This is a genomic window from Rhodococcus sp. OS5 (assembly GCF_056837585.1).
On record NZ_CM166368.1, the window covers coordinates 5,939,629 to 5,960,919 of the forward strand.

Consider the following 21,291-nt stretch of genomic DNA (forward strand, 5'->3'; position numbering starts at 1 on the left):
TCGTGATCCGTGCCCGAAGTCGACGTTAGACCTACTCTGAAGTGATGTTCATGCGCAGCGCAAAGACATTTGTTCCCGACGCACTCCGTGGTTTGATCGCATCCACCGACGACATCGCGTGGAATCCCGACCCTGGGTACCTCACACGCGCAAGGCCACTTCCCCGCGGACGGGTCGCGCTCGTCTCCGGCGGCGGTTCAGGCCACGAACCCATGCACGCCGGATTCATCGGCGAAGGAATGCTCACAGCCGTCTGCCCCGGATTGGTCTTCAGCTCACCCAATGCACTTCAGATCCACGAGGGGTCCAAGGCTGCCGACGCCGGCGGCGGCGTCCTTCACATCGTGAAGAACTACACCGGCGACGTGATGAACTTCGGTATCGCCCGAGAGTTGCTACGCGAGGACAAGATCGATACGGACGTCGTCCTGGTCGACGACGACGTCGCGACCGAACGCGCAGACGGCAGTGGCCCGGGGCGACGCGGTACTGCGGCAACCATCGTGGTGGAGAAGGTCTGCGGCGCATCCGCCGCCCGCGGCGACGACCTGGCCGAGGTGACCCGGATCGGACAACACGTCGCGCACTCCGCTCGGAGCATGGCCGTCGCCCTTCGCCCATGCACTTTGCCGGGGGCTGACGAGCCGTCGTTCGACTTGCCGGCGGGTCAGATGGAACTCGGTATCGGCATCCACGGCGAACGCGGCACAGAACGCGTGGACGCCCTGCCCGCACCGGAATTGGTGCGGCGGCTGACGGACCCGATCATCAAGTCCCTGAGTCTCGCCGAAGGCGACCGCGTCATCGCCGTCGTCAACGGTCTCGGCGCCACCCACCCGCTGGAGTTGCAACTTCTGTTCGCCGAACTCGGAGATTATCTGGACGAACAGGGAATTCACATCGAGCGGACACTGATCGGAACCTTCGTCACTGCATTGAACATGGCAGGCGCGTCCATCACCCTTGTTCGCACAGACAAAGAAATCCTCGAATTATGGGACGCACCAACAAAAGCGCCCGCCTGGCCGAATGCTATAGCGCGTGAGTACACCGGCATGGGCACGCGCGAATCTTTCGGTCCCACATTCACACCCGACACCTCACGCACCGCCGAAAGCAGCTTCGTCGGAAGCTGGATTGCGGACTGGGCCGAGAAGGTACTGGATCAGGAACCGGCACTGACCGATCTCGACCGACGAGCGGGCGACGGCGATTTCGGGACCAACATGGTGGCCGCACTGGATCAACTCGACATCTCGGCGATCCGTGACACGTACTCCACCGCAACGATATTCGATGCAGTCTCACAGGCGTACCTCGGCCACGCCGGTGGCACCTCCGGCGCATTGTTCGGCATCTGGTTCCGGCATTTCTTCCGCGTGGCCGCAGACTCGGCGGACTCCGAACTCGACCTCGGCGCGATCGCGGCTGCAGCGCGAGCGGGACTCGACAACATCACCTCGCTCGGCGGCGCACGCGTCGGCGACAAGACGATGGTCGACGCGATAGTTCCGGCGGTCGAGTCGTTGGAGCAATCCGTGAGCTCGGAAGCCGATCGAGATGCTGCGCTGGCGAGCGCAGCGGAAGCCGCAGCGGCCGGGGCGGAGTCGACCGAAACCATGCTCGCGAACCGCGGACGTGCAAGTTATGTGGGCGAAGCCGCTCGCGGAGTAGTCGATCCGGGAGCGCTACTCATAGCGTGGTTCTTCGCCAGTGCAGTGGGTCACTAGCGAGCACTTCGGGGCTGTGACTAATCTGGCAGCCACAGCACATCGTTTGTGACGGCCCGTGGGCAAAAGCACCGGTCTCACACACCACACAGGAGCAGCCCATGCTGAGCACCATGCAAGACGCCCCCCTCTCCATTGCTCAACTTCTCCGCCACGGTGCCTCCGTTCACGGCGCCTCCGAGGTTGTCACGTGGACCGAGTCCGGCCCGCGCCGTGTGTCCTACGCTGACGTCGGCAAGCGCTGTGCTCAGCTCGCGCACGCCCTGCGCGGGCTCGGCGTCGAGGGCGACGAGCGAGTCGCCACGTTCATGTGGAACAACTCCGAGCACCTCGAGGCGTACCTGGCGATCCCCTCGATGGGCGCTGTGCTCCACACCCTGAACATTCGTCTGTTCCCCGAGCAGTTGATCCATGTCGCCAATCACGCCGAGGACCGCGTGATCATCGTCGACCCGTCCCTGATTCCGCTTCTCTCTCCGCAGCTTCCGTCGCTGACCACCGTCAAGCACATCGTCGTCACCGGCTCCTCCACTGCAGGACTCGAAGCTCCCGAGGGAGTGCAGGTTCACACCTACGAGGGCTTGATCGCCGATCAGCCCACCGAGTTCGACTGGCCCGAGGTCGACGAACTGAGCGCTGCCGCAATGTGTTACACGTCCGGCACCACGGGTGACCCCAAGGGCGTCGTCTACTCCCACCGTTCGATCTACCTGCACTCCATGCAGGTCTGCATGAGCGACGGCCCCAACCTCGCGCAGGGCGATCGTGCACTCGCCGTGGTGCCTCAGTTCCACGCCATGTCGTGGGGACTTCCCTACGCCGCATTCATGATCGGTGCTTCGCTGATCATGCCCGACCGCTTCCTCCAGCCTGCCCCGTTGGCTGCGATCATCGCCAGCGAGAAGCCGACGTTCGCCGCAGCCGTCCCCACCATCTGGCAGGGCCTGCACCTCTACCTCGAGCAGAACCCGCAGGACATCTCCTCGATGCGCGAGGTTCTGATCGGTGGGTCCGCGGTACCGCCGGCCCTCATGCACGCATTCGAAGCCGATCACAACGTCTCGGTCCTGCATGCCTGGGGCATGACCGAAACCTCCCCGCTCGGATCCGTTGCCCGCCCGCCGGCCGGCGTCACCGGCGACGCGATGTGGAAGTACCGCTACTCCCAGGGCCGCTTCCCGGCATCCGTCGAGGCACGTCTCATCGACGATGACGGCAAAGTTGTTGCACACGACGGCGTTTCCGTCGGCGAGCTCGAAGTGCGCGGCCCCTGGATCACCGGGTCGTACTACGGCGTCGATGCGGAAGACAAGTTCAACGACGGCTGGCTCAAGACCGGTGACGTCGGATCCATCACGGCCGACGGCTTCCTGAGCCTGTCCGACCGCTCCAAGGACATCATCAAGTCCGGCGGCGAATGGATCTCCTCGGTCGACCTCGAGAACGCCGTCATGGGTCACCCTGACGTCACCGAAGCTGCCGTCATCGGCGTGCCGGACGAGAAGTGGGACGAGCGCCCGTTGGTTGCGGTTGTTCTTCGCGCTGGTTCCGAAACCACCATGTCCGAACTGCAACAGTACCTTTCGGACAAGGTTGCCAAGTGGCAGCTGCCCGAGAACTGGGCCGTGGTCCAGGAAGTCCCGAAGACGAGCGTCGGCAAGTTCGACAAGAAACGCCTTCGCGCCGACTACCACGAGGGCGGACTCGAAGTCACTCGCCTCTGACACGGAGTGAATGCTGAAGCATGAATACTGAAGGTGGGCAACAGGTTTTCACTCTGTTGCCCACCTTCATTTAACGAGCAATGCACTTTACGGACGATAACCGACCGTGCGAAAAGCGATGTCGACGTACTTCTGCGCCAATTGCGACGGCGACATCGGACCGCCGGTCTGGAACCAACGCGGCAGTGACTGCGCCATACCGAGTATTGCCCGGACGGTCTCTTCGGTATCGGTGACCGCGAAATCTCCCGATGCCACACCGTCGTCGACGATCCTGCGCATCAGCAACTCGAGCCGCTTACGACTGGCGGCGTATCGACTTCGGCTTTCCGGTGAGACATGCCGGATCTCGGTGTCCAACGCAGCATGCCGCGACCGGTGGGTCATATAGAGAACTATCGCCTCCACCACCAAGGCGAAGCGTCGTACCGGATTTTCGCCGGCCTCCGCTTCTGCCGCTTCGGTTCTGGTATTCAGCTCACTCATCGAGACCTCGAACAAAGCGACGAGAATTGCCTCTTTGTTCGCGTGGTGATAGTAGAGCGCGGGAACGGTTACCCCGACACGATTGGCAATCTGGCGCACCGTCGTGCCGTGGTAACCATTCTCGTCGAAAAGCTCGAGCGAAGCCATCAGGATGTCGGTCATCACCAGCGGCGGGAAGGACCTCCAGTCCACTGCCACCGAGCTCACCGACTCCACCTCGCCAGTCATGTGATAGCCGAAATTACCGCGGTGCCATACGGATTGCACCGTCGAGGCGGATCGTCTCACCATTGAGCATGGGGTTGGAAACGATGTGCGCAGCAAGCGCGCCGTACTCGCTGGGATCACCCAGGCGAGAGGGGTGAGGCACCTGCTGACCCAACGACGCCTGGGCTGCTTCGGGCAGTCCAGCCAGCAACGGGGTCTTGAACAAGCCGGGTGCAATGGTGTTGACGCGGATCAGCAGCGACGCGAGGTCACGGGCGATGGGAAGCGTCATACCGACGACGCCGCCCTTCGACGCGGAGTACGCAGCCTGCCCGATCTGGCCGTCATACGCTGCGACCGAAGCGGTGTTGATGATGACGCCGCGTTCACCGTCGATCGGCTCGGTCTTCGAAATACGTTCCGCAGCAAGACGAAGGACGTTGAAGGTGCCGATCAGATTGACGTCGATGACCTTCTTGAACGCGTCGAGCGGGAAAGCGCCCTTCTTGCTGACCGTCTTGACTGCGTTGCCGATTCCGGCGCAGTTGACTGCCACGCGCAGGGGTCCGAGGGACTCGGCCACGTCGAGTGCCGCGGTGACCGCAGCCTCGTCGGTGACGTCTGCAGCCGCGAAGCGGACCCGGTCGCCAAGTTCCTTGGCGATGGCTTCACCGTTGGACGACGGAAGGTCGATAATGACGACGCTGGCACCGTCGGCAAGAAGGGCTTTGGTCGTAGCCAGGCCGAGGCCGGATGCTCCACCGGTGACGACGGCGACGCTGTCGTTGACGATCATGAGAGTTCCTTTCGAAAGGTTATGTGTTTCAGATGCGTTCGATGATTGTGGCGTTGGCCATGCCGGCGCCCTCGCACATGGTCTGCAATCCGTAGCGTCCGCCGGTGGCCTCGAGGTGGTTGACCATCGTGGTCAGCAGACGAGTACCCGAGGACCCCAGGGCATGGCCGAGTGCAATCGCGCCGCCCCACGGGTTGAGCTTTGCCGGGTCGGCGCCGAACTCGTGAGCCCAGGCGAGTGGAACGGGAGCGAAGGCTTCGTTGACCTCGTAGGTGTCGATGTCGTCGATGCTCAGACCCGCGCGAGCGAGCACCTTGTGGGTGGCCGGGATGGGCGCGGTGAGCATGAAGATCGGGTCGTCGCCCGCGACCGAGAAGGAGTGGAAGCGTGCTCGCGGCGTCAGCCCCAGCTTCGACGCCATTTCTTCGCTCATGATCAGTGCTGCGGACGCGCCGTCGGTGAGCGGAGACGAGTTACCGGGAGTGATCGACCACTGTGCCTCGGTGAAGCGCTGCGCGTACTTCTCCGAGTAGAACGACGGCTTCAAGCCGGCGAGGCCCTCGGCGGTAGTGGACGCGCGAACCGTCTCGTCGACGGTATGCGAGACGGTCTCACCGGCGGCGTTGGTCACCGAGATCGGCAGAATCTCCTTGTCGAAGAGCCCCTTCGCCGCTGCCTCTGCTGCCCGCTGGTGGGACTGCGCGGAGAATGCGTCGAGAGCGTCGCGGTCAAGCTTCCACTTGGCGGCGATCAATTCTGCAGAGATTCCCTGGTTGACCAGGCCTTCGGGGTAGCGAGCCGCGACGCCCGGACCGGAAGCGTCCTTCCCCATCGTCGTGGTACCCATCGGGACACGACTCATGGATTCGACGCCTGCCGCGATCACGATGTCGTAGGCCCCGGCGATCACGCCCTGCGCCGCAAAGTGCGCAGCTTGCTGACTTGATCCGCACTGGCGATCAATCGTGGTGGCGGGTACCGACTCGGGGAACCCTGCCGACAGGACCGCGCTGCGGGTGATGTTGAGCGCCTGCTCACCGGCCTGGCCGACGCAACCGCCGATCACGTCGTCCACCAGGGCGGGGTCGAGGCCGTTTCGCGAGGTGATGGAACGCAGAACGTGGGCCATCAGTTCGACAGGGTGCGTCCCGGACAGTGCTCCGCCCGGCTTTCCCTTGCCGGACGCGATCCGGACTACATCGACGATCACTGCCTTGGTCATCTTCGTTCCCTTCGAGGACGTGCATTGCTGGGGCGGTCAGGCACCCGTGTTTCGTGGCGCCGGGTACCGGACCGAGATCGAGGGAGCACCCTGACTTAGCGCTCGCTAAAGAACTACCACCGACTTGATCCTCTCGTCAAGAGGGGGCCTCCGAACTCGAAACAAATGCGGCCGACTAAAAGCTGGGCGATCAGTGACCTCGCCTGGCCCACGCCATTCATTAGTACTTTCGAATGATAGGTTTTCAATCTTCGCCCGAAATGTCCGGAATCGGATAACCTTCCGCCACAAGCAATCCAAGCCACAGGGGATTCGGGGCGTGGCACCAATCGATGACAACCGCAGGGGGACTGACTGGGAGGTTTGGCGTGGACCTGCGATACGTTGCCTTCACGCGTGCCGACCCGCATTTCTACGACCGAATCAGAACGGTCACCCGACCAGATACATCAACTGACCAGCACTTTATCCCCGCGAAGTCGGTGGATTGGTCGCTCTGGCGGCGCGGTCCCCAAAGTGGACCGTGGAACTACTTCCAACCGCCCGACGGTCTGCTGCCAGAACAAGGATGGAAGATTCACTGCTCCGCTACCCAAGCCAACGCGCAGGAGCTGCTCGATACCGTTTCCGTGTATTGCGGTCACAATCATGTGCCGTTCAAATTTCTTCGGACGGCAGCAGACCTCATGTTGTCCAACAGCAAGCAGGCCAATCGAACTTCCAGCGGAAAATTCATCACGATCTATCCGGCGGATGGTGTTGCCACACAACGTGTCATCACCGAACTGGACAAGCTTGTCACCGGTGCCGACGGGCCGTACATCCTCAGCGATGTGCGATGGAACCGGGGACCGCTCTACTTACGGTACGGCGCGTATCTGCCCATGCAGACCTACGATTCATTCGGCGATCGCGTCCCCGCAATTCGGCGTCCTGACGGATCGCTCGAACCCGATGTGCGCGGCACTTCCTTCAGAACTCCGGACTGGGTACAAATCCCGGACTTCGTTCGCGCGCAGCAAGACAAGCTGAAATCACATGACGAATTCCCCTATTCGATCAATGAAGCCCTGCACTTCAGCAACAGCGGGGGGATCTACTCCGCATTCGACGACGCCGGCATCGATCTGGTCATCAAAGAAGGCCGTCCCTTTACCGCCCCGGACGCAAACGGCCGGTACGCAATCGACCGCATCCGTAACGAGTACGACAAGTTGACTCACCTTGCCGACAACCCGTACACACCTTCTGCCATCAGCTTGTTCGAGCGCGAGGGACACCACTTCCTTGTCACCGAGCGCGCTGCCGGCACTCCACTGAATCAGGAAGTTGCGCTCCGCCACCCACTGATACGCGCCGACCAGACACTCAGTTCCCGAACGGAATACAGAACCTGGGCACTCGACATTGCACAACAGTTGACTACCGCAGTCGAGAGCTTCCACAACGCCGGAATCGTTCATGCCGATCTTCACCCTGGCAACGTCATGTGCTCACCGTCCGGTATTCGGATCATCGACTTCGAGATGGCCCACAACATCGACGAGCATCCGCCCCGGTCCACCGGAGCCCCCGGATACACAGCACCTCGACAGTTGACAGGAATCGCGGCGGATCGATACTCGTTGGGATGCATCGAGCTGGGACTCTTTGTCCCACTTACTACATTGTTCCCTCTCGATTGCAACAAGATTCCCGAACTCATCGACTATGCGGTGTCTCGCTTCGATCTTCCTCGTGCCTTCGGTGCTTCGCTCTATTCGATGCTCGACGTACTCCCGCCGGAACCGGAGAATCGCCCGCGTCGTTGGGACACGTCGTCGAACGAAACCTTGCAACGCACGGCCGCTCTATTGCGCTGCGGCATCCTCGCCTCGCTTGATCTCGCCCGCCCTGATCGACTCTTTCCCGGTGACATCGCCCAGTTCGAGGTGAACGGCTACGGCATTGCTCACGGCTCGTGCGGAAACCTGCTCGCCGATGATCTTCCCGCAGACACCTTGGAGTCAGTTCTGGAATGGACTGAACATCAGGTTGATTCGGATACTCAACCAAAGTTCGGCTTCTTCGACGGGCTCGCGGGTGCGGTGCACACCTTTCGGCATCACGGGCGACATTCGACAGCCGACAGGTGGGTCGAGACTTTGCGTCGAGCCCCACTCGACGACATCGACTCCAGCCTTTTCAGCGGCCTTTCCGGAATCGGTTGCCTCCTACTCGAGGAATCGGTTTCACGACCGACTGTGTCACCCACTCTCGCTGTCGTGACCGAGACTCTGCGCGAACGAATTTCAGCTGCTCGCTTGCATGTCCGCGACGCCGGCGGAACACCTTGGGCAGTGGCCGGCCGAGGTGGGCTGATGCGGGGACCGAGCGGACAAGCACTGTTCTGGACTCGCCACTACGAACTGAGTGGTGATCCTCGATCGCTGGAACACGCACGCCAGCTCGTCGACATCGATCTGTCTGTGATGTCGATGTGCCCTGACGGGTCGATGCAGCTGAGAGAGGAGCGCCGGACGATGCCGTATCTCGGATCCGGGTCTGTCGGTGTGGGCCTGGTACTTCTACAACTTCTGCGCCATGTCGACGAACCGCGTTACGCAGCTGCGGTGCGCGCGATATCCCGCTCCGCCACAGTCGAATTCACTGCCCAAGCCGGACTACTCAACGGGCGAGCCGGGCTGATTCTGTTTCTCAGCGAACTCTCCAAGACTCCATACGCCGGCGCCGATTGTGAACAGACGCTTGCACAGCAGTTTCAGCTTCTGGGCTTGCACAGCCTCAATCACGCAGGAGGCCTGCACTTTCCAGGTGAACAGAACCTGAGACTCTCGACAGACTGGGCAACCGGATCCGCGGGAATACTGGCATTGCTCCGTCATGCCGGATTGCCAACTGTCCGACAGTCGTTTCCACTGATGTGCGTGTCGAACTGCCACATCTCCTAGTTGTTCGGAAAGTTATCACCCCGGAAGATTGGAGCACAGAAGTACCAGGCGAAAAACCTGGAATTAAATCAACACCGCAAGCAAACTCGATCGATCAAATCCATCGGCAAGAACGCCGATCAACAAAGGAAATGACAATGGACGCTATTCTCTCCCTTCAAGATCTGTCAGTCGCCGCCGGCAACGTCGGAGACGCAGGCCAGCTCGAGCAGAACGCGGCAATCAGTTCGCTCAGTTTCTTCTGCCTCTGACCTCAGGCCGATACCTCGGAGCAGGTCCGGGGTATCGGCTTTCGGAATCCGTGCGGATCATCAGACGAACAATATTGTTTCATCATGAGACGCATCCGCACTTCACCGAGCTGTATTCGCCGATGATGTGTGCGACCTGGCGGCAATGCCGAGGGTAGATCGCATGGTCACTGGCGACGATATTCCTACTGATCCTGACAGCCGCACTTTCGGGTTGGTTCGTTCAGCGTTGGGGCGAGAGTTGGGACTTCGGCGACATCTGCTCGCGCTGGTACGACGGGGGGTGGCGGTTGCCATGCCAACACCGCTCTCACCTTGACGACGCTTCTCGTACTCCTACTACCGTTCGCCTCAGGAATGCTGGTCGGCGTCACCACATTCTCCTGAGACTTCGAGCGGAGGTCTGGTGGTTTGAGTTTCAATAGCTGTCAACGACAAGATGAGGGAATCGGTACCATCCGCCCCCGATGTCTTCCAGCCGGAGCTGATTGAAGGTCTTGTCGGACACACCATCGGGTGCGTACACCCAGCCGGGATTGTCCAAGATGTCCAATCCATCTCGTGCGTCATAGAAATAGACGTGGCCTTCACTGCTGACGTTGGCATAGGAGATATCGAATCTGCCGATTCGTAGATCACGATGATACCCATCGGAATAGGGATCGTCAGGTTCTTGAAGTAGTTGCTGTGCAACGGTTTCGAAGTCTGCCCGATACTGATCGAAATGTGGCTGCCCCGCGGCCGCGATCCCGAGTGCGATCACCACGAGAACCGGAACAGCGACATCGGACCACAACCATCGGCGTCGCTGCCACCAGCACACTCCGAGCAGCACGATTGCAACACTCGCCGTGAGGACCCAGAGAACGACCGCACCGGCGATCGAGAGTGCACTATCCGCAGGTTCGGGCCAGGTGAGATGGCATTTCGCTGCGACATACATCGCCGACGCCGACGCTGCGATAAGTGCGTTTACCAAAACAACCCAACGAAGAGCACCGGACCTTCTCGTTGCCTGCGAGTTCGACACTGCCTGATCCATTCGATGAGAATAGCGAGCTGTTTGTCGCGGACTAGCAGTAACCACTTCCCCGATCTCACGATCGATTGTTTCTCGGCACGGAGAAAGTGTCCACGGTGCTATCTTTGCTGGCTATGGGAGGCAGGGCTGCGAGGATGGTCGATTTGAACTACCGATGTCAGGAGAGCTCGGCGACTCCCAAAGTCGACAGGTCAATTTTGAGCACGGCTGGATTCGGTGGATCGCAGCAACCAATACCATCGTCACCCCATGATGACGTGACTGTTGCGGGCGAGTCGTGAAGATTCGATTATTACGAGCAAGCCAAGCGTCTTTAGCAATATCGCTGATCGCACTAACCTTGGTCTATTTGTTGGACGCATTTTCTTTGCGCCTCCAACATCAGCCCAGCTGGTGCATTGATCACTATGGAATCCCATCACGATTCAATTATCTCCTTCCCGGCCGGGCGGAGAGGGTAGCGGCAGGAATTACAGACTTCTGGGGATAGTTCCCTCCAGGCATAAGCTGTACATTCACTGATGCAGTGACCAAAGAAAGCGAAACGGTGGCACCGGCCGCGAACAGGTCGTACATCGTCGTCGTTCTTGTGGCGCTGATCATGATCTCGACTGTCGGCGTATTGTTCGGCCGCCGGAAGCGCTGAAGATTGGTTTTGGCTCGGGACTGCAGATGCGCACTCGACACCAGACCGATGAGTAATAAATCGGTGTCCGTCGTGTCCGGCGCTTCCACCACTCGTCGATCTTCGCGAATCCACCAGCCTTGTTCGAGGGCATTTCTTGCGGGTCCTGGTGGTCTTCGTTCCCATCACGCTGGCGATGACACTCCTGGGCCTGGTGCTCGGCTGGACCCATGCGCTTGCCGGGGACAGGCGGCAACATGATCGACGCCGATTGGAAAATGTGCTGGGGCTCAGACAATTCCGACGTGATGCTGTTGTGCTCCGGGTTGATGGTGGCGCTCGCACTCGTCGGCGCACGTGGACGACGTCGGCGACCCACCTACAACCGAATGTCGGAAATGTCGAAATCGATTTGATAGCAGCAATTTTCGATCCACATTCTCTTGTGTTCGAAACTTTGTTCGATTATGCTTTCGGCATGGACAGTCGGGATGCGTGGCAGCTGGATGGCGAGGGCCTCAAGGAGGAGGTTCTGGATCTGGTGCGTGTCCGGCACGAGTTGCAGTCGCGGTTGGTGTTGCTGATCGTGGAGATGTTTTCCCGTGAGGTTCTCGGCGGGAAGGGTTTTCGGGCGATCGCGCAGTGGTTGCATGGTTCAACGAATTTGGAGATCGGTGAGTGCAGTCTGCTGGTCGGGTTGGCGCGGTTGTTGATGCTCGAACCTGTTGTCGCGGATGCGTTTCATCGCGGTGACGTGGATGCGTTGAAAGCCCGGCAGGTGGCGTCGTTCTGTCAGCATCCACCGAAGAACATGACCCCGGCGGATGTGGACAAGGCCCGCGGGATCCTGCTTGGCCTGGCGTCGCAGAACATTGCTGATTGTGATGCGGTGCGGGCGGCGATCCGGCGGATCGAGAAGCAGTACGGAAACCGTGAGGACGGCGTTCCGGTGGGTGAGGATTCCGAACGTAACGAGTTCTACGCCTCGAAAGGCTTGTACGGGCGGGTCACTGTGAAGGGTGATCTGGATGCGATCAACGGGGCCCGGTTGATCACGTTGTTGTCGAGTTTGTCGGCTCCGACGCCGGAGAAGGACGGGGTCAAGGACACCCGCACGCCGGCACTGCGGCGGGCGGACGGGTTCTGCGAATTGTTGCGGCGGTACGAGCGGGCGGGGTTGGGTCCGATCGAGGGCGGGGTGAAACCGCACATCACGGTGACTGCGTCTGCGAAAGACATGACGGACCTCAAGGCGTTGAAGGACCTCTTGCCGTCCACGGAGGAGTTGGGGTTCGCGTGGACGGATTGGGTGGGCCCGATCAGTATCGACACGGCCCGGATGTTGGCGTGCGACTGCACCGTCACCCGGATCCTCCTGGACGAGAACGGTGTTCCGCTCGACTGCGGTAAGGAAGCGAGAACAGCGACGGTTCCGCAAAGGCGAGCACTGGCCGTCCGGGATGGCGGGTGCGCGTTTCCGGCGTGCGGGACTCCGTCGGGGTGGTGCGATGCCCATCATATTGTTCACTGGAACGATGGTGGCCCAACAGATCTCGACAACCTGGTTCTGTTGTGCGGTCATCACCATCGGACGCTGCACCACACGGAGTGGCGTGTCGAGATCGGCCCGGATCGGAAATCGGTGTTCTATCCACCGATGTCGATCGATCCGTATCAACAGCCGATCGGCGGGAACAGCCCACCTACAGCAGCCTGAACCGCGACAATCGAATACATCAGCACCGGGGACGAACCATGCCCCGGTGCTGGTGCACGTTTCTGGTCAGATCCCAACCCCTCAGATCCCAACCCCTCAAATCCCAGCCCCTCAGATCCCGGCCCTTCGCACGAGAGCGTCAGTGGCAGAAGGGGATACAACGTCAATCGCTCGTAACAGCCCCGCGTACCGCGGATACAGCTCGACGGGACGCGTATTGATCGCCCTCAAGATCCACGATGCAGCTTGATCGGCCGTCAGCGCCGGCTGGCTCACGTAATCCGCCGTCGGCGCGATCATCGGTGTTCGTATGAGTGGGAATTGCACTGTGGTGACATCGACACCGGTGCCGTGACATTCCGCGCCGAGGCTTCGGCCGAATGCACTGAGAGCAGACTTCGACGCGTGATAGGCGCTGAACCTGGGCATCACCCCGGCAGTAACTCCCCAGGTTCCGACGTTGATGATGTGTCCGGACTTCGCCTCGAGCATTGCGGGCAGTAGCCGCAACGTCAGTCTTGTCGGCCCGAAGTAGTTCAGCGCCATGGTGCGCTCGTAGTCGTGGAATCGGTCGACCGAATCCAACGCGGTGCGCCGGATCGAGCGACCCGCATTGTTGACGAGGATGTCGACCGACCCGAATCGATCCGCGATCGTCTCCGCGAGTTCGTCAACGGCTTCACCGCGGGAGAGGTCCGCAGGCACGATGTGTGCCCATCCTCCCCTGCGGTGAATCTCGTCCCGTACGTGTTCGAGGTTTTCCTCACCGCGCGCGACCAGGATCATCTCGGCTCCCCGACGAGCCAATAGATGAGCTGTCGCCTCACCGATCCCCGACGAGGCTCCCGTCAGGACGATGGTCTTGTCGGAAAGCGTGACGCCGCGAGACGGAACAAGGGAGCGCAGACGCGTCGGCGGTCTCAATGCAAGATTGCTGAGAATCGATCTGATCACGTCGGCCTCGGTTCGATCTTCGCGTGCGATTCGGTGCGAACCCGTCCCTGAACAGCCCACTTCGGACGCACCGCGGAAATTACTCAAAAGTAAGTTATGGCGCCGTTTCGGCCGTGTCAAGAATTCGTCGGGATTCAGGAGTATCTGCCACTAGCTTTTCCTGATACCTCGGGTTACATTAAATCCAGACCGAGTGCCAGCGATCACACAACCGGCCCTCGATTCCACCGAACACCGCGAGAAATACCAGCGGTGACCGAAACGAAGAGGAGACGCCATGACGCTCACATCGCCGCTCGACAAGCGCGGAGAAGCATCCGACGACTCGTACAACGAGACGCTTCGACTCCTGTCCGAGGGCTCGGTGCACAAGCACTTCGACCCGTACCTCGACATCGACTGGGACTCCCCCGAGTTTGCCGTCGTCCCGAACGATCGCCGCTGGATCCTCCCGGCCGAGACTGACCCGCTGGGTGCACACCCGTGGTACCAGTCGCAGTCCGAGGCCAGGCAGATCGAAATCGGCATGTGGCGCCAGGCCAATGTCGCGAAGGTCGGTCTCCAGTTCGAGAACATTCTGATCCGCGGCATGATGCAGTACGTCTTCTCACTGCCCAACGATTCGGCCGAGGCGCGCTACTGCACGCACGAGTCGGTCGAAGAGTGCAACCACACGATGATGTTCCAGGAGATGGTCAACCGCATCGGTGCCGACGCTCCCGGGATGAGCCGTCCGATGAAGATGCTTGCACCCTTCATTCCCCTCGCTGCGGGTCCGTTCCCCGAACTGTTCTTCGTCGGTGTCCTCGCCGGTGAAGAGCCGATCGACCACATTCAGAAGAGCATCCTGCGCGCCGGCGGCCAGATCCACCCGATCATGCAGTCGGTCATGGCCATCCACGTAGCCGAGGAAGCGCGTCACATCTCGTTCGCGCACAAGCTTCTGAGCCGCCGCATCCCGCTGATGTCACGCCCGAACCGGTTTGTCCTCTCGCTGCTGTTCCCGATCGTCATGCGCATTCTCTGTGACGCCATCGTCATCCCGCCGAAGTCCTTCTGGAAGCAGTTCGACATCCCGAAGTCCGTGAAGAAGGACCTGTTCTGGGATCTGCCCGAGTCGCGCCAGACCCTGCGCAACTACTTCGGTGACGTCCGCATGCTGGCCACCGACACCGGCCTGATGAACCGTGCCTCGCGCCTGGTGTGGAAGGCCTGCAAGATGGACGGCCGCGCATCACGCTTCCGTAGCGAACCTCACCGCAGCTCGCACAACGCCGCCGCGTAGCTCCCGGACAGTCGAGATCGGACTCATAGCGCCATGCCACACGTAGTCACGCAGTCCTGTTGCAGCGACGCCTCGTGCGTCTACGCCTGCCCGGTCAACTGCATCCATCCGACGCCGGACGAGCCGGACTTCCTCACCGCCGAGATGCTGCACATCGATCCGCAGGCCTGCGTCGACTGTGGCGCATGCGTCTCGGCCTGCCCGGTCGACGCCATCGTCCCCGAGTCGAAGCTGACCGACCCGCAGCGAGTCTTTCTGTCCATCAATGCGGACTTCTACAAGGAAGAGCGACCCAGGCCGCTTCTCGCCAAGGTCATCCCGGCAGCCCACGTCGACAAGGGCCGACCGCCGTTGCGCGTTGCGATCGTCGGTTCCGGACCGTCGGCGATGTACGCCGCGGACGAGTTGCTGACTCAGCCTGACGTGCAGGTCAACGTCTTCGATCGCCTTCCTGTGCCTTACGGCTTGGTTCGCGCCGGCGTTGCTCCGGACCATCAGAAGACCAAGCAGGTCACTCGCTTGTTCGACAAGATCGCCGCACAAAAGGGTTTCGAGTTCTACCTCAACGTCGAGATCGGCAAGCACATCTCGCACAGCGAACTGCTCGAAAATCACCATGCGGTGCTCTACGCAGTCGGCGCTTCGTCCGACCGTGGTCTCGGCATTCCGGGCGCTGATCTGCCTGGCACGGCCTCGGCCACCGACTTCGTGGCCTGGTACAACGGCCAACCCGATCACGCCGACGACGTCTTCGACCTCTCACATCGCCGCGCGGTCATCATCGGAAACGGAAATGTCGCGCTCGACGTCGCTCGCATTCTGACGGCCGATCCCGAGAAGTTGGCCGGTACCGACATCTCCGCTCACGCACTCGCCGCTCTGCGGAAGAGTCGCGTCGAAGAAGTTGTCATCGTGGGTCGACGCGGAATCGCGCAGTCCGCGTTCACGGTCCCCGAGTTCACCGGCCTGATGGCACTGCCGGACATCGAACTCTCTGTCGGACCCGACGACATGGTTCTCGACTCGGCCACCGAAGAACTGGCAAAACGCGGCGAACTCCCGCATGCCGTCGAGCAGAAGTTGCGTCTCCTCGAAGCCCTGAAGAACCGCGATCACGTCGACGTCGGCAACAAGCGCATCACGTTGCGCTACCTGCTCACGCCGACCTCGATCACCGGCGACGATCAGGTCAGCGGAATCGAGTTCGCTCGCAACGCTCTTGTCGACGCCAACGGAACCGTGCAGATCGAAGCAACCGGCGATACCGAGACCATCGATACCGGCTTGGTCCTCACCTCGATCGGCTACCGCGGAGTGCCCATCCCCGGCGTCCCGTTCGACGAGCGTGCGTCGGTCATTCCGAACGAGAACGGCCGAGTCCTCGAAGCTCCGAACGGTGATCCCGCCACCGGGGTCTACGCGACCGGTTGGATCAAGCGCGGACCGAGTGGGTTCATCGGCACCAACAAGTCCTGCGCGCAGGAAACGATCAGGATGCTCGTCGACGACTTCAACGACGGACGCCTGACCAACCCGGTCGTCGACGACTCCGCAGTCGATCGTCTGGTCCGGGCGCGACAGTCCGACGTCGTCGACCGCGAGGGCTGGCACGCCATCGACAAGGCGGAACTGGAACGCGGCGCTGCGCACGACCGTGTCCGCGAAAAGGTTCTGGATCAGGTCGAGATCACCTCCATCCTCGACGCTGCGGCACGGGTGAAACCGGCGCGTCGATTCGGTCGACCCGTTCGCGCTCGCTGATCCGCTACAGGTAAACAGCTACTTTCACGCACACGGCCCCGCCTGCAGACTCGTCTGCCCGGCGGGGCCGTCTGCGTTCCGGCAACGTCCCACTCAGCGAAAATTTATGCCCGTCAGCGGCCGAAATCGTGTAATACTGCAACCTGTTCCAGTAAGCGGCACAGCGAGCCACGATCCCCGGATCACGCTCGCCAACCAGATGAGGATTGCATGAGCGAGACTGCAACGCCGGCGCCGAACGGGAGTGTGACACCTGCAGTAGAGGGTTGGTTCACCACCGGCGACGAACCTGCTCTGATCGGCACGAAGTGCCAATCCTGCGGCACCATTTCCTTCCCTCGTGAGGCGACGTTCTGCAAGAACCCGAGCTGCTTCAGCGAGGAGTTCGACGACGTGGAACTCTCCCGCCGCGGCACTGTCTGGTCGTACACCGACGCGCAGTACCAGCCCCCGCCGCCGTACATCCCGCGCTCGGATCCGTACGAGCCTTTTGCTCTCGCAGCAGTCGAGCTGCCCGAGGGGATCGTCATCCTCGGCCAGGTGGCCGACGGATTCGGCGTCGACGATCTCAAGGTCGGCAATACCGTCGAATTGGTTGTCGAGCCGCTGTACACCGACGAAACCGGAGTACGTACGACGTGGCGATGGAAGCCTGTCGCCGCAGCTGATCAGGAGTCGCAGTCATGAGCAAGGACGTCGCAGTACTCGGTGTCGGTATGCACCCCTGGGGCAAGTGGGGGCAGTCGTTCGTGAAATACGGCGTTGCGGCCGCTCGCGCCGCGCTCGCCGATTCGGGTGTGAATTGGCAGGATGTCGACTTCATCGTCGGCGGCGAGACCGTCCGCAACGGGTACGGCGGATACGTCGCCGGAGCCACCTTCGCGCAGGCACTCGGCTGGAACGGCGCTCGCGTCGCCACGTCGTACGCCGCGTGTGCGACGGGAGCCCAGGCACTCGACACCGCTCGCGCACGAATCCTGGCCGGCCTCAGCGAAGTTGCCCTGGTCGTCGGCGCCGACACCACGCCGAAGGGCTTCCTCGCTCCCGTCGCCGGTGAGCGTTGGGACGACCCGGACTGGCTGCGCTTCCGCCTCATGGGTATGACCAACCCGGCGTACTTCGCGCTCAACGCGCGTCGTCGCATCGACCTCTACGGCGCCACCGCGGAGGATTTCGCCAACGTGAAGGTCAAGAACGCCAGGCACGGGCTGAGCAATCCGAATGCGCGCTACCGCAAGGAAGTCACCGTCGAGAACGTGTTGGCCTCCCCCGTGGTGTCCAATCCCCTTCACCTGCTCGACATCTGCGCGACGTCCGACGGCGGCGCCGCAATCTTGCTGACGTCGATGGAATACGCCCGCAAGATGGGCATCGCGGAACCTGTTCGCATCAAGGCTATTTCGACGGTCACGCCGACGTTCCCCCAGACGATCATGGACATGCCGAACTTCTCCACCGATTCCAGCTCCGCCGTTCCCGCTCCGGAGCGCACGTTCAAGGAATCCATCGGCTACGCCGCATACGAAGAAGCCGGGATCTCTCCCGAGGACGTCGACGTCGCCGAAGTCTACGACCTCGCTACCTCCGTGGAACTGGACTGGATCGAAGACCTTGCCCTCTGCAAGCGGGGCGAGGCCGAGCACCTCCTGCGTGCGGGTGACACCAGTATCGGAGGCCGCATCCCGGTCAATCCGTCCGGCGGTCTCGCGTGCTTCGGCGAAGCCGTTCCCGCACAGGCACTTGCGCAGGTGTGCGAGCTCACTTGGCAGCTTCGTGGACAGGCCGAAGGCCGTCAGGTCGAAGGCGCCCGCATCGGTATCACCGCCAACCAAGGTCTGTTCGGACACGGCTCCTCGGTAATCGTTTCCGCCTGACCCTGTTCTACTTTCGTGGCGGTCGCACACTCACCCGTGAGCGGCCGCCACGATCACGTCTGCCACTGCCCCTGGCCGGGAAACCAGCGATGCGTGCGAGGTCGGGAGTTCGCTGGTGTTCGCGCCCATCCGGTTTGCCATGAACCGCTGCGCCGATGCTGGGATCACGCGATCCTCACCGGCAACCAGATACCAGCTCGGTGTGTTCGCCCACGACGGTGGCCCGCCGAGCTCGAGGTTCGCCCACAAAGCCGCAGACTTCTGATGCGCCAACATCGTTGCCGCTGTCTCGTCGGAAACATCCTGAGCGAAGACGGAATGGAAATACTCGTCCGTGACGTAGCCGTCGACGTTCTTCCCGCCGATCGCGTGAGGATCGTCGACGATCTTCAAGCCCAGAGCCGGAGGAAGCAATTGGCTGCCAGGAAACCTGATGGGATCGATCGTGATCTGCACCGGCTCACCCTGAACCGGAGCAAACGCCGCGATATACACCAACGACTGCACCTTCGGGTCGTGAACATTGGTGATCACCGCGCCGCCGTACGAGTGACCGGCGAGCACGACAGGTCCGTCGATGTCCGCAACCGTCTTCTCGATCACGGACGCGTCGTAAGCGGGCCCGCGTAGAGGATTGTCCGGCGCCACGACGCGATAGCCACGCGAACGTAGGTCGGCGGCAACGCCGTCCCAACTGGTCGCGTCGGCAAAAGCGCCGTGGACGAGAACGACGGTTGGCTTGGGGCTCGCCACCGCAGCGCCGGAGCCGAAGATCACTCCGGCCGCGACTGTCATGAGCAACGCCAGAACTGCGGTGAATACACGTGAGATCTTCATGCGTTTCCTTCACTCTCGTCGAAAAGCGAGAAACTGCGGTAAGCCGGGACACGCCCGTTTCGATCCTAGAAATACCTGCTGCGACGGACGTGACTGTCCGTGCAGACTTTTGAGCTCACACTGCACAACTTCTGGTTGAGCGTCCGCATCGCGGGGTATCAGGGCTGCATGGCTTTGCTCCTGGATACTTCCGTGTTGGAGCCTGACCAACGCGCGGACGCCTTTGTCGACGCGATCGGTCGTGCCTCGGTCCCGTGTGCAATCCACTTGGAGAACCCGGAACGGGTGAGCGCGAGAATGAACGTGTGGAACCTCGGTGCAGCATCACTGTTCCGCTCCGAGTCGACCGGTATGCGGTTGACCCGAACACCACGTCACGTCCGGTCCGCGTCGATGCCCGTCCTTGCGATTGCCCTGCAGGAGAGCGGGATCGGCCATCTAGATCAGCACGACGAACAACGCAGAGTGCCCGCCGGTGAACTGTTGATGACGGACCTGACGTCGACCTACAATTTCTCTTGGCCGGGAACGGGCGCTTCCCAGTGCCTCTACGTTCCGATGGATCGGCTGGGACTGCCGATCGACACCGTGCGGGACGCAGCTACCCGGCCTCATCACAGCAATCTGTACCCCGTGATGATCGCGCACGTTCGTGAATTGTTCCGCAGCGCCGCTCTGTTGGAGACCGATCCTGCCGCCGAACAATTGGGCGAGGCCTCGATCGAACTCGCACGTGCTTTGGTCGCTTCGATCGCACATGCGAATCCTGACGCATCCGCTCCGAGATCGGCCCTTGCCATGACTTCGATCCGTCGATACATCCGTGAACACCTTCACGATCCGACACTGAATCCCGCACGAATTGCTCACGCCCACAACATCTCACTGCGACAGCTGTACAAGATCTGCTCGGACAACGGCTTTCGGATCGAACAGTGGATCATCACCCAGCGCCTGCAGAAGGCTCGGGACGAACTGGCTCGACCCGCTACCGTCGATCTGCCGATCGCGACCGTTGCGCACCGGGCGGGGTTTGTCGACGCCGGACACTTCAGCCGACGCTTTCGACAGGCCTACGGGCTGAGCCCGACTCGTTGGCGTCAGCTCCGCGATTGAAGCAGCGCCACAACGTCTGACTGACCACGACTTTCGGCATTGTCCAACGCGGTCTTCCCCGATGCATCCCGGATCGAGGGATCTGCCCCCGCGTCGAGAAGCTGAGTGATCACGTCGATATAGCGCGCCGAACCATCGCCGTACACAACGGCTTCGAGTAGCGCCGCCCACCCGGGATCGTTGACGTGATTGACCGGAACCCCGGCAGCGATCAGCATCCGGACGCTCTCGACATGCGCGTGTTCACTCGCGGGAATCAGCGCCGTACCGCCGTAACGGTTCACGCTGTCGACGTCCGCGCCGTGGGCGAGCGTGAGCGCCAGAATCTCGTTCAAACCCTCGGCTCCGGAATACAGGAAGGCCGAATCCTGCATGGAATCCTTCGCGTTCACGTCTGCTCCGGCAAGAATCAACGTAGAAGCCGCGGCGACGGCGTCGTTCTTGGTGGCCTCGACGAGTGGAGTCCGTTCGCCCTCGCCGCGAGCTTCGATGTTCGCGCCCGAAGCCAGGGCCGCGGTGATCGCTGCCGGATCATTGCGGTCTACCGCATCGAAGAGTGCCCGTTCGGATTCCGGCGTCGATGGCGGCTTTACGCCCGTAATCGATACAGCTGCCGTTGTCGTCGCTGACGCGGCGATCGTCGACGTCACCGGGGTGTCGGACGAACTGCAGCCGGCCAACGCCCCGGTCACTGATACCGCGAGGATAACGCA

General features: G+C 61.5%; 16 protein-coding genes. 9 read left to right on the plus strand and 7 right to left on the minus strand.

Annotated elements, in window-relative coordinates:
• Positions 1-44: 44 nt before the first annotated feature.
• Positions 45-1,730 (plus strand): dihydroxyacetone kinase family protein, encoded by a 1,686-nt coding sequence (locus ACVZUB_RS27850; protein WP_039973156.1) that lies wholly within the window; start codon positions 45-47, stop codon positions 1,728-1,730.
• Positions 1,731-1,831: 101 nt separating this feature from the next.
• Positions 1,832-3,454, plus strand: a complete 1,623-nt coding sequence (locus ACVZUB_RS27855) for a long-chain fatty acid--CoA ligase (RefSeq protein WP_003943212.1) — start codon at positions 1,832-1,834, stop codon at positions 3,452-3,454.
• Between the two features lie 87 nt (positions 3,455-3,541).
• On the opposite strand, the gene ACVZUB_RS27860 is transcribed toward ACVZUB_RS27855, so the two are convergent.
• Genes ACVZUB_RS27860 through ACVZUB_RS27870 form a run of 3 tightly spaced genes read right to left on the minus strand, consistent with a single transcriptional unit; the run spans position 3,542 to position 6,165 of the window.
• Positions 3,542-4,168 carry a TetR/AcrR family transcriptional regulator gene (locus tag ACVZUB_RS27860; RefSeq protein ID WP_050656998.1) on the minus strand — a complete coding sequence of 209 codons (627 nt, stop codon included), beginning with the start codon at positions 4,166-4,168 and terminating at the stop codon, positions 3,542-3,544.
• 13 nt (positions 4,169-4,181) lie between these two features.
• Positions 4,182-4,943 (minus strand): 3-hydroxyacyl-CoA dehydrogenase, encoded by a 762-nt coding sequence (locus tag ACVZUB_RS27865; protein WP_003942978.1) that lies wholly within the window; start codon positions 4,941-4,943, stop codon positions 4,182-4,184.
• Between the two features lie 28 nt (positions 4,944-4,971).
• Positions 4,972-6,165: a thiolase family protein gene (locus ACVZUB_RS27870; protein WP_311094055.1), complete on the minus strand. Its 1,194-nt coding sequence runs from the start codon at positions 6,163-6,165 to the stop codon at positions 4,972-4,974.
• Between the two features lie 368 nt (positions 6,166-6,533).
• Here ACVZUB_RS27870 and lanKC point away from each other — a divergent pair, with 368 nt between their 5' ends.
• Entirely contained in the window at positions 6,534-9,116 is a 2,583-nt protein-coding gene (gene lanKC / locus ACVZUB_RS27875; RefSeq protein WP_482627956.1) for a class III lanthionine synthetase LanKC, read from the plus strand.
• A gap of 669 nt (positions 9,117-9,785) precedes the next feature.
• Here the strand turns inward: lanKC and ACVZUB_RS27880 are convergent.
• The gene (locus ACVZUB_RS27880; protein WP_054186991.1) at positions 9,786-10,409 is read right to left on the minus strand and encodes a hypothetical protein; all 624 of its coding nucleotides are present in this window, start codon (positions 10,407-10,409) and stop codon (positions 9,786-9,788) included.
• Between the two features lie 1,103 nt (positions 10,410-11,512).
• Here ACVZUB_RS27880 and ACVZUB_RS27885 point away from each other — a divergent pair.
• The gene (locus tag ACVZUB_RS27885; protein WP_482627957.1) at positions 11,513-12,751 is read left to right on the plus strand and encodes an HNH endonuclease signature motif containing protein; all 1,239 of its coding nucleotides are present in this window, start codon (positions 11,513-11,515) and stop codon (positions 12,749-12,751) included.
• A 111-nt stretch (positions 12,752-12,862) separates the two neighbouring features.
• Here ACVZUB_RS27885 and ACVZUB_RS27890 read toward each other — a convergent pair whose 3' ends face one another.
• A complete protein-coding gene (locus ACVZUB_RS27890) occupies positions 12,863-13,705 on the minus strand; it encodes an SDR family oxidoreductase (RefSeq protein ID WP_074447109.1) in 843 nt (280 codons plus the stop codon).
• A 277-nt stretch (positions 13,706-13,982) separates the two neighbouring features.
• On the opposite strand from ACVZUB_RS27890, the gene ACVZUB_RS27895 reads away from it, so the two are divergent.
• From ACVZUB_RS27895 to ACVZUB_RS27910, 4 genes are all read left to right on the plus strand, one after another.
• The gene (locus tag ACVZUB_RS27895; protein WP_003943163.1) at positions 13,983-14,990 is read left to right on the plus strand and encodes an AurF N-oxygenase family protein; all 1,008 of its coding nucleotides are present in this window, start codon (positions 13,983-13,985) and stop codon (positions 14,988-14,990) included.
• A gap of 33 nt (positions 14,991-15,023) precedes the next feature.
• The gene (locus tag ACVZUB_RS27900; protein ID WP_482627958.1) at positions 15,024-16,751 is read left to right on the plus strand and encodes an FAD-dependent oxidoreductase; all 1,728 of its coding nucleotides are present in this window, start codon (positions 15,024-15,026) and stop codon (positions 16,749-16,751) included.
• Between the two features lie 210 nt (positions 16,752-16,961).
• Entirely contained in the window at positions 16,962-17,438 is a 477-nt protein-coding gene (locus ACVZUB_RS27905) for a Zn-ribbon domain-containing OB-fold protein (protein WP_019745839.1), read from the plus strand.
• Complete coding sequence (locus ACVZUB_RS27910; protein ID WP_030536146.1) at positions 17,435-18,625, plus strand: lipid-transfer protein; 1,191 nt, start codon at positions 17,435-17,437, stop codon at positions 18,623-18,625. The genes ACVZUB_RS27905 and ACVZUB_RS27910 overlap by 4 nt, the downstream gene beginning before the upstream one ends.
• A 30-nt stretch (positions 18,626-18,655) precedes the next feature.
• On the opposite strand, the gene ACVZUB_RS27915 is transcribed toward ACVZUB_RS27910, so the two are convergent.
• Positions 18,656-19,462, minus strand: coding sequence for an alpha/beta fold hydrolase (locus ACVZUB_RS27915; protein ID WP_482627959.1), 807 nt, complete (start codon positions 19,460-19,462; stop codon positions 18,656-18,658).
• A 99-nt stretch (positions 19,463-19,561) separates the two neighbouring features.
• On the opposite strand from ACVZUB_RS27915, the gene ACVZUB_RS27920 reads away from it, so the two are divergent.
• Positions 19,562-20,578 carry a helix-turn-helix domain-containing protein gene (locus ACVZUB_RS27920; protein WP_270923015.1) on the plus strand — a complete coding sequence of 339 codons (1,017 nt, stop codon included), beginning with the start codon at positions 19,562-19,564 and terminating at the stop codon, positions 20,576-20,578.
• Here ACVZUB_RS27920 and ACVZUB_RS27925 read toward each other — a convergent pair.
• Positions 20,563-21,270, minus strand: coding sequence for an ankyrin repeat domain-containing protein (locus ACVZUB_RS27925; protein WP_270923014.1), 708 nt, complete (start codon positions 21,268-21,270; stop codon positions 20,563-20,565). The genes ACVZUB_RS27920 and ACVZUB_RS27925 overlap by 16 nt on opposite strands.
• Between the last annotated feature and the right edge of the window lie 21 nt (positions 21,271-21,291).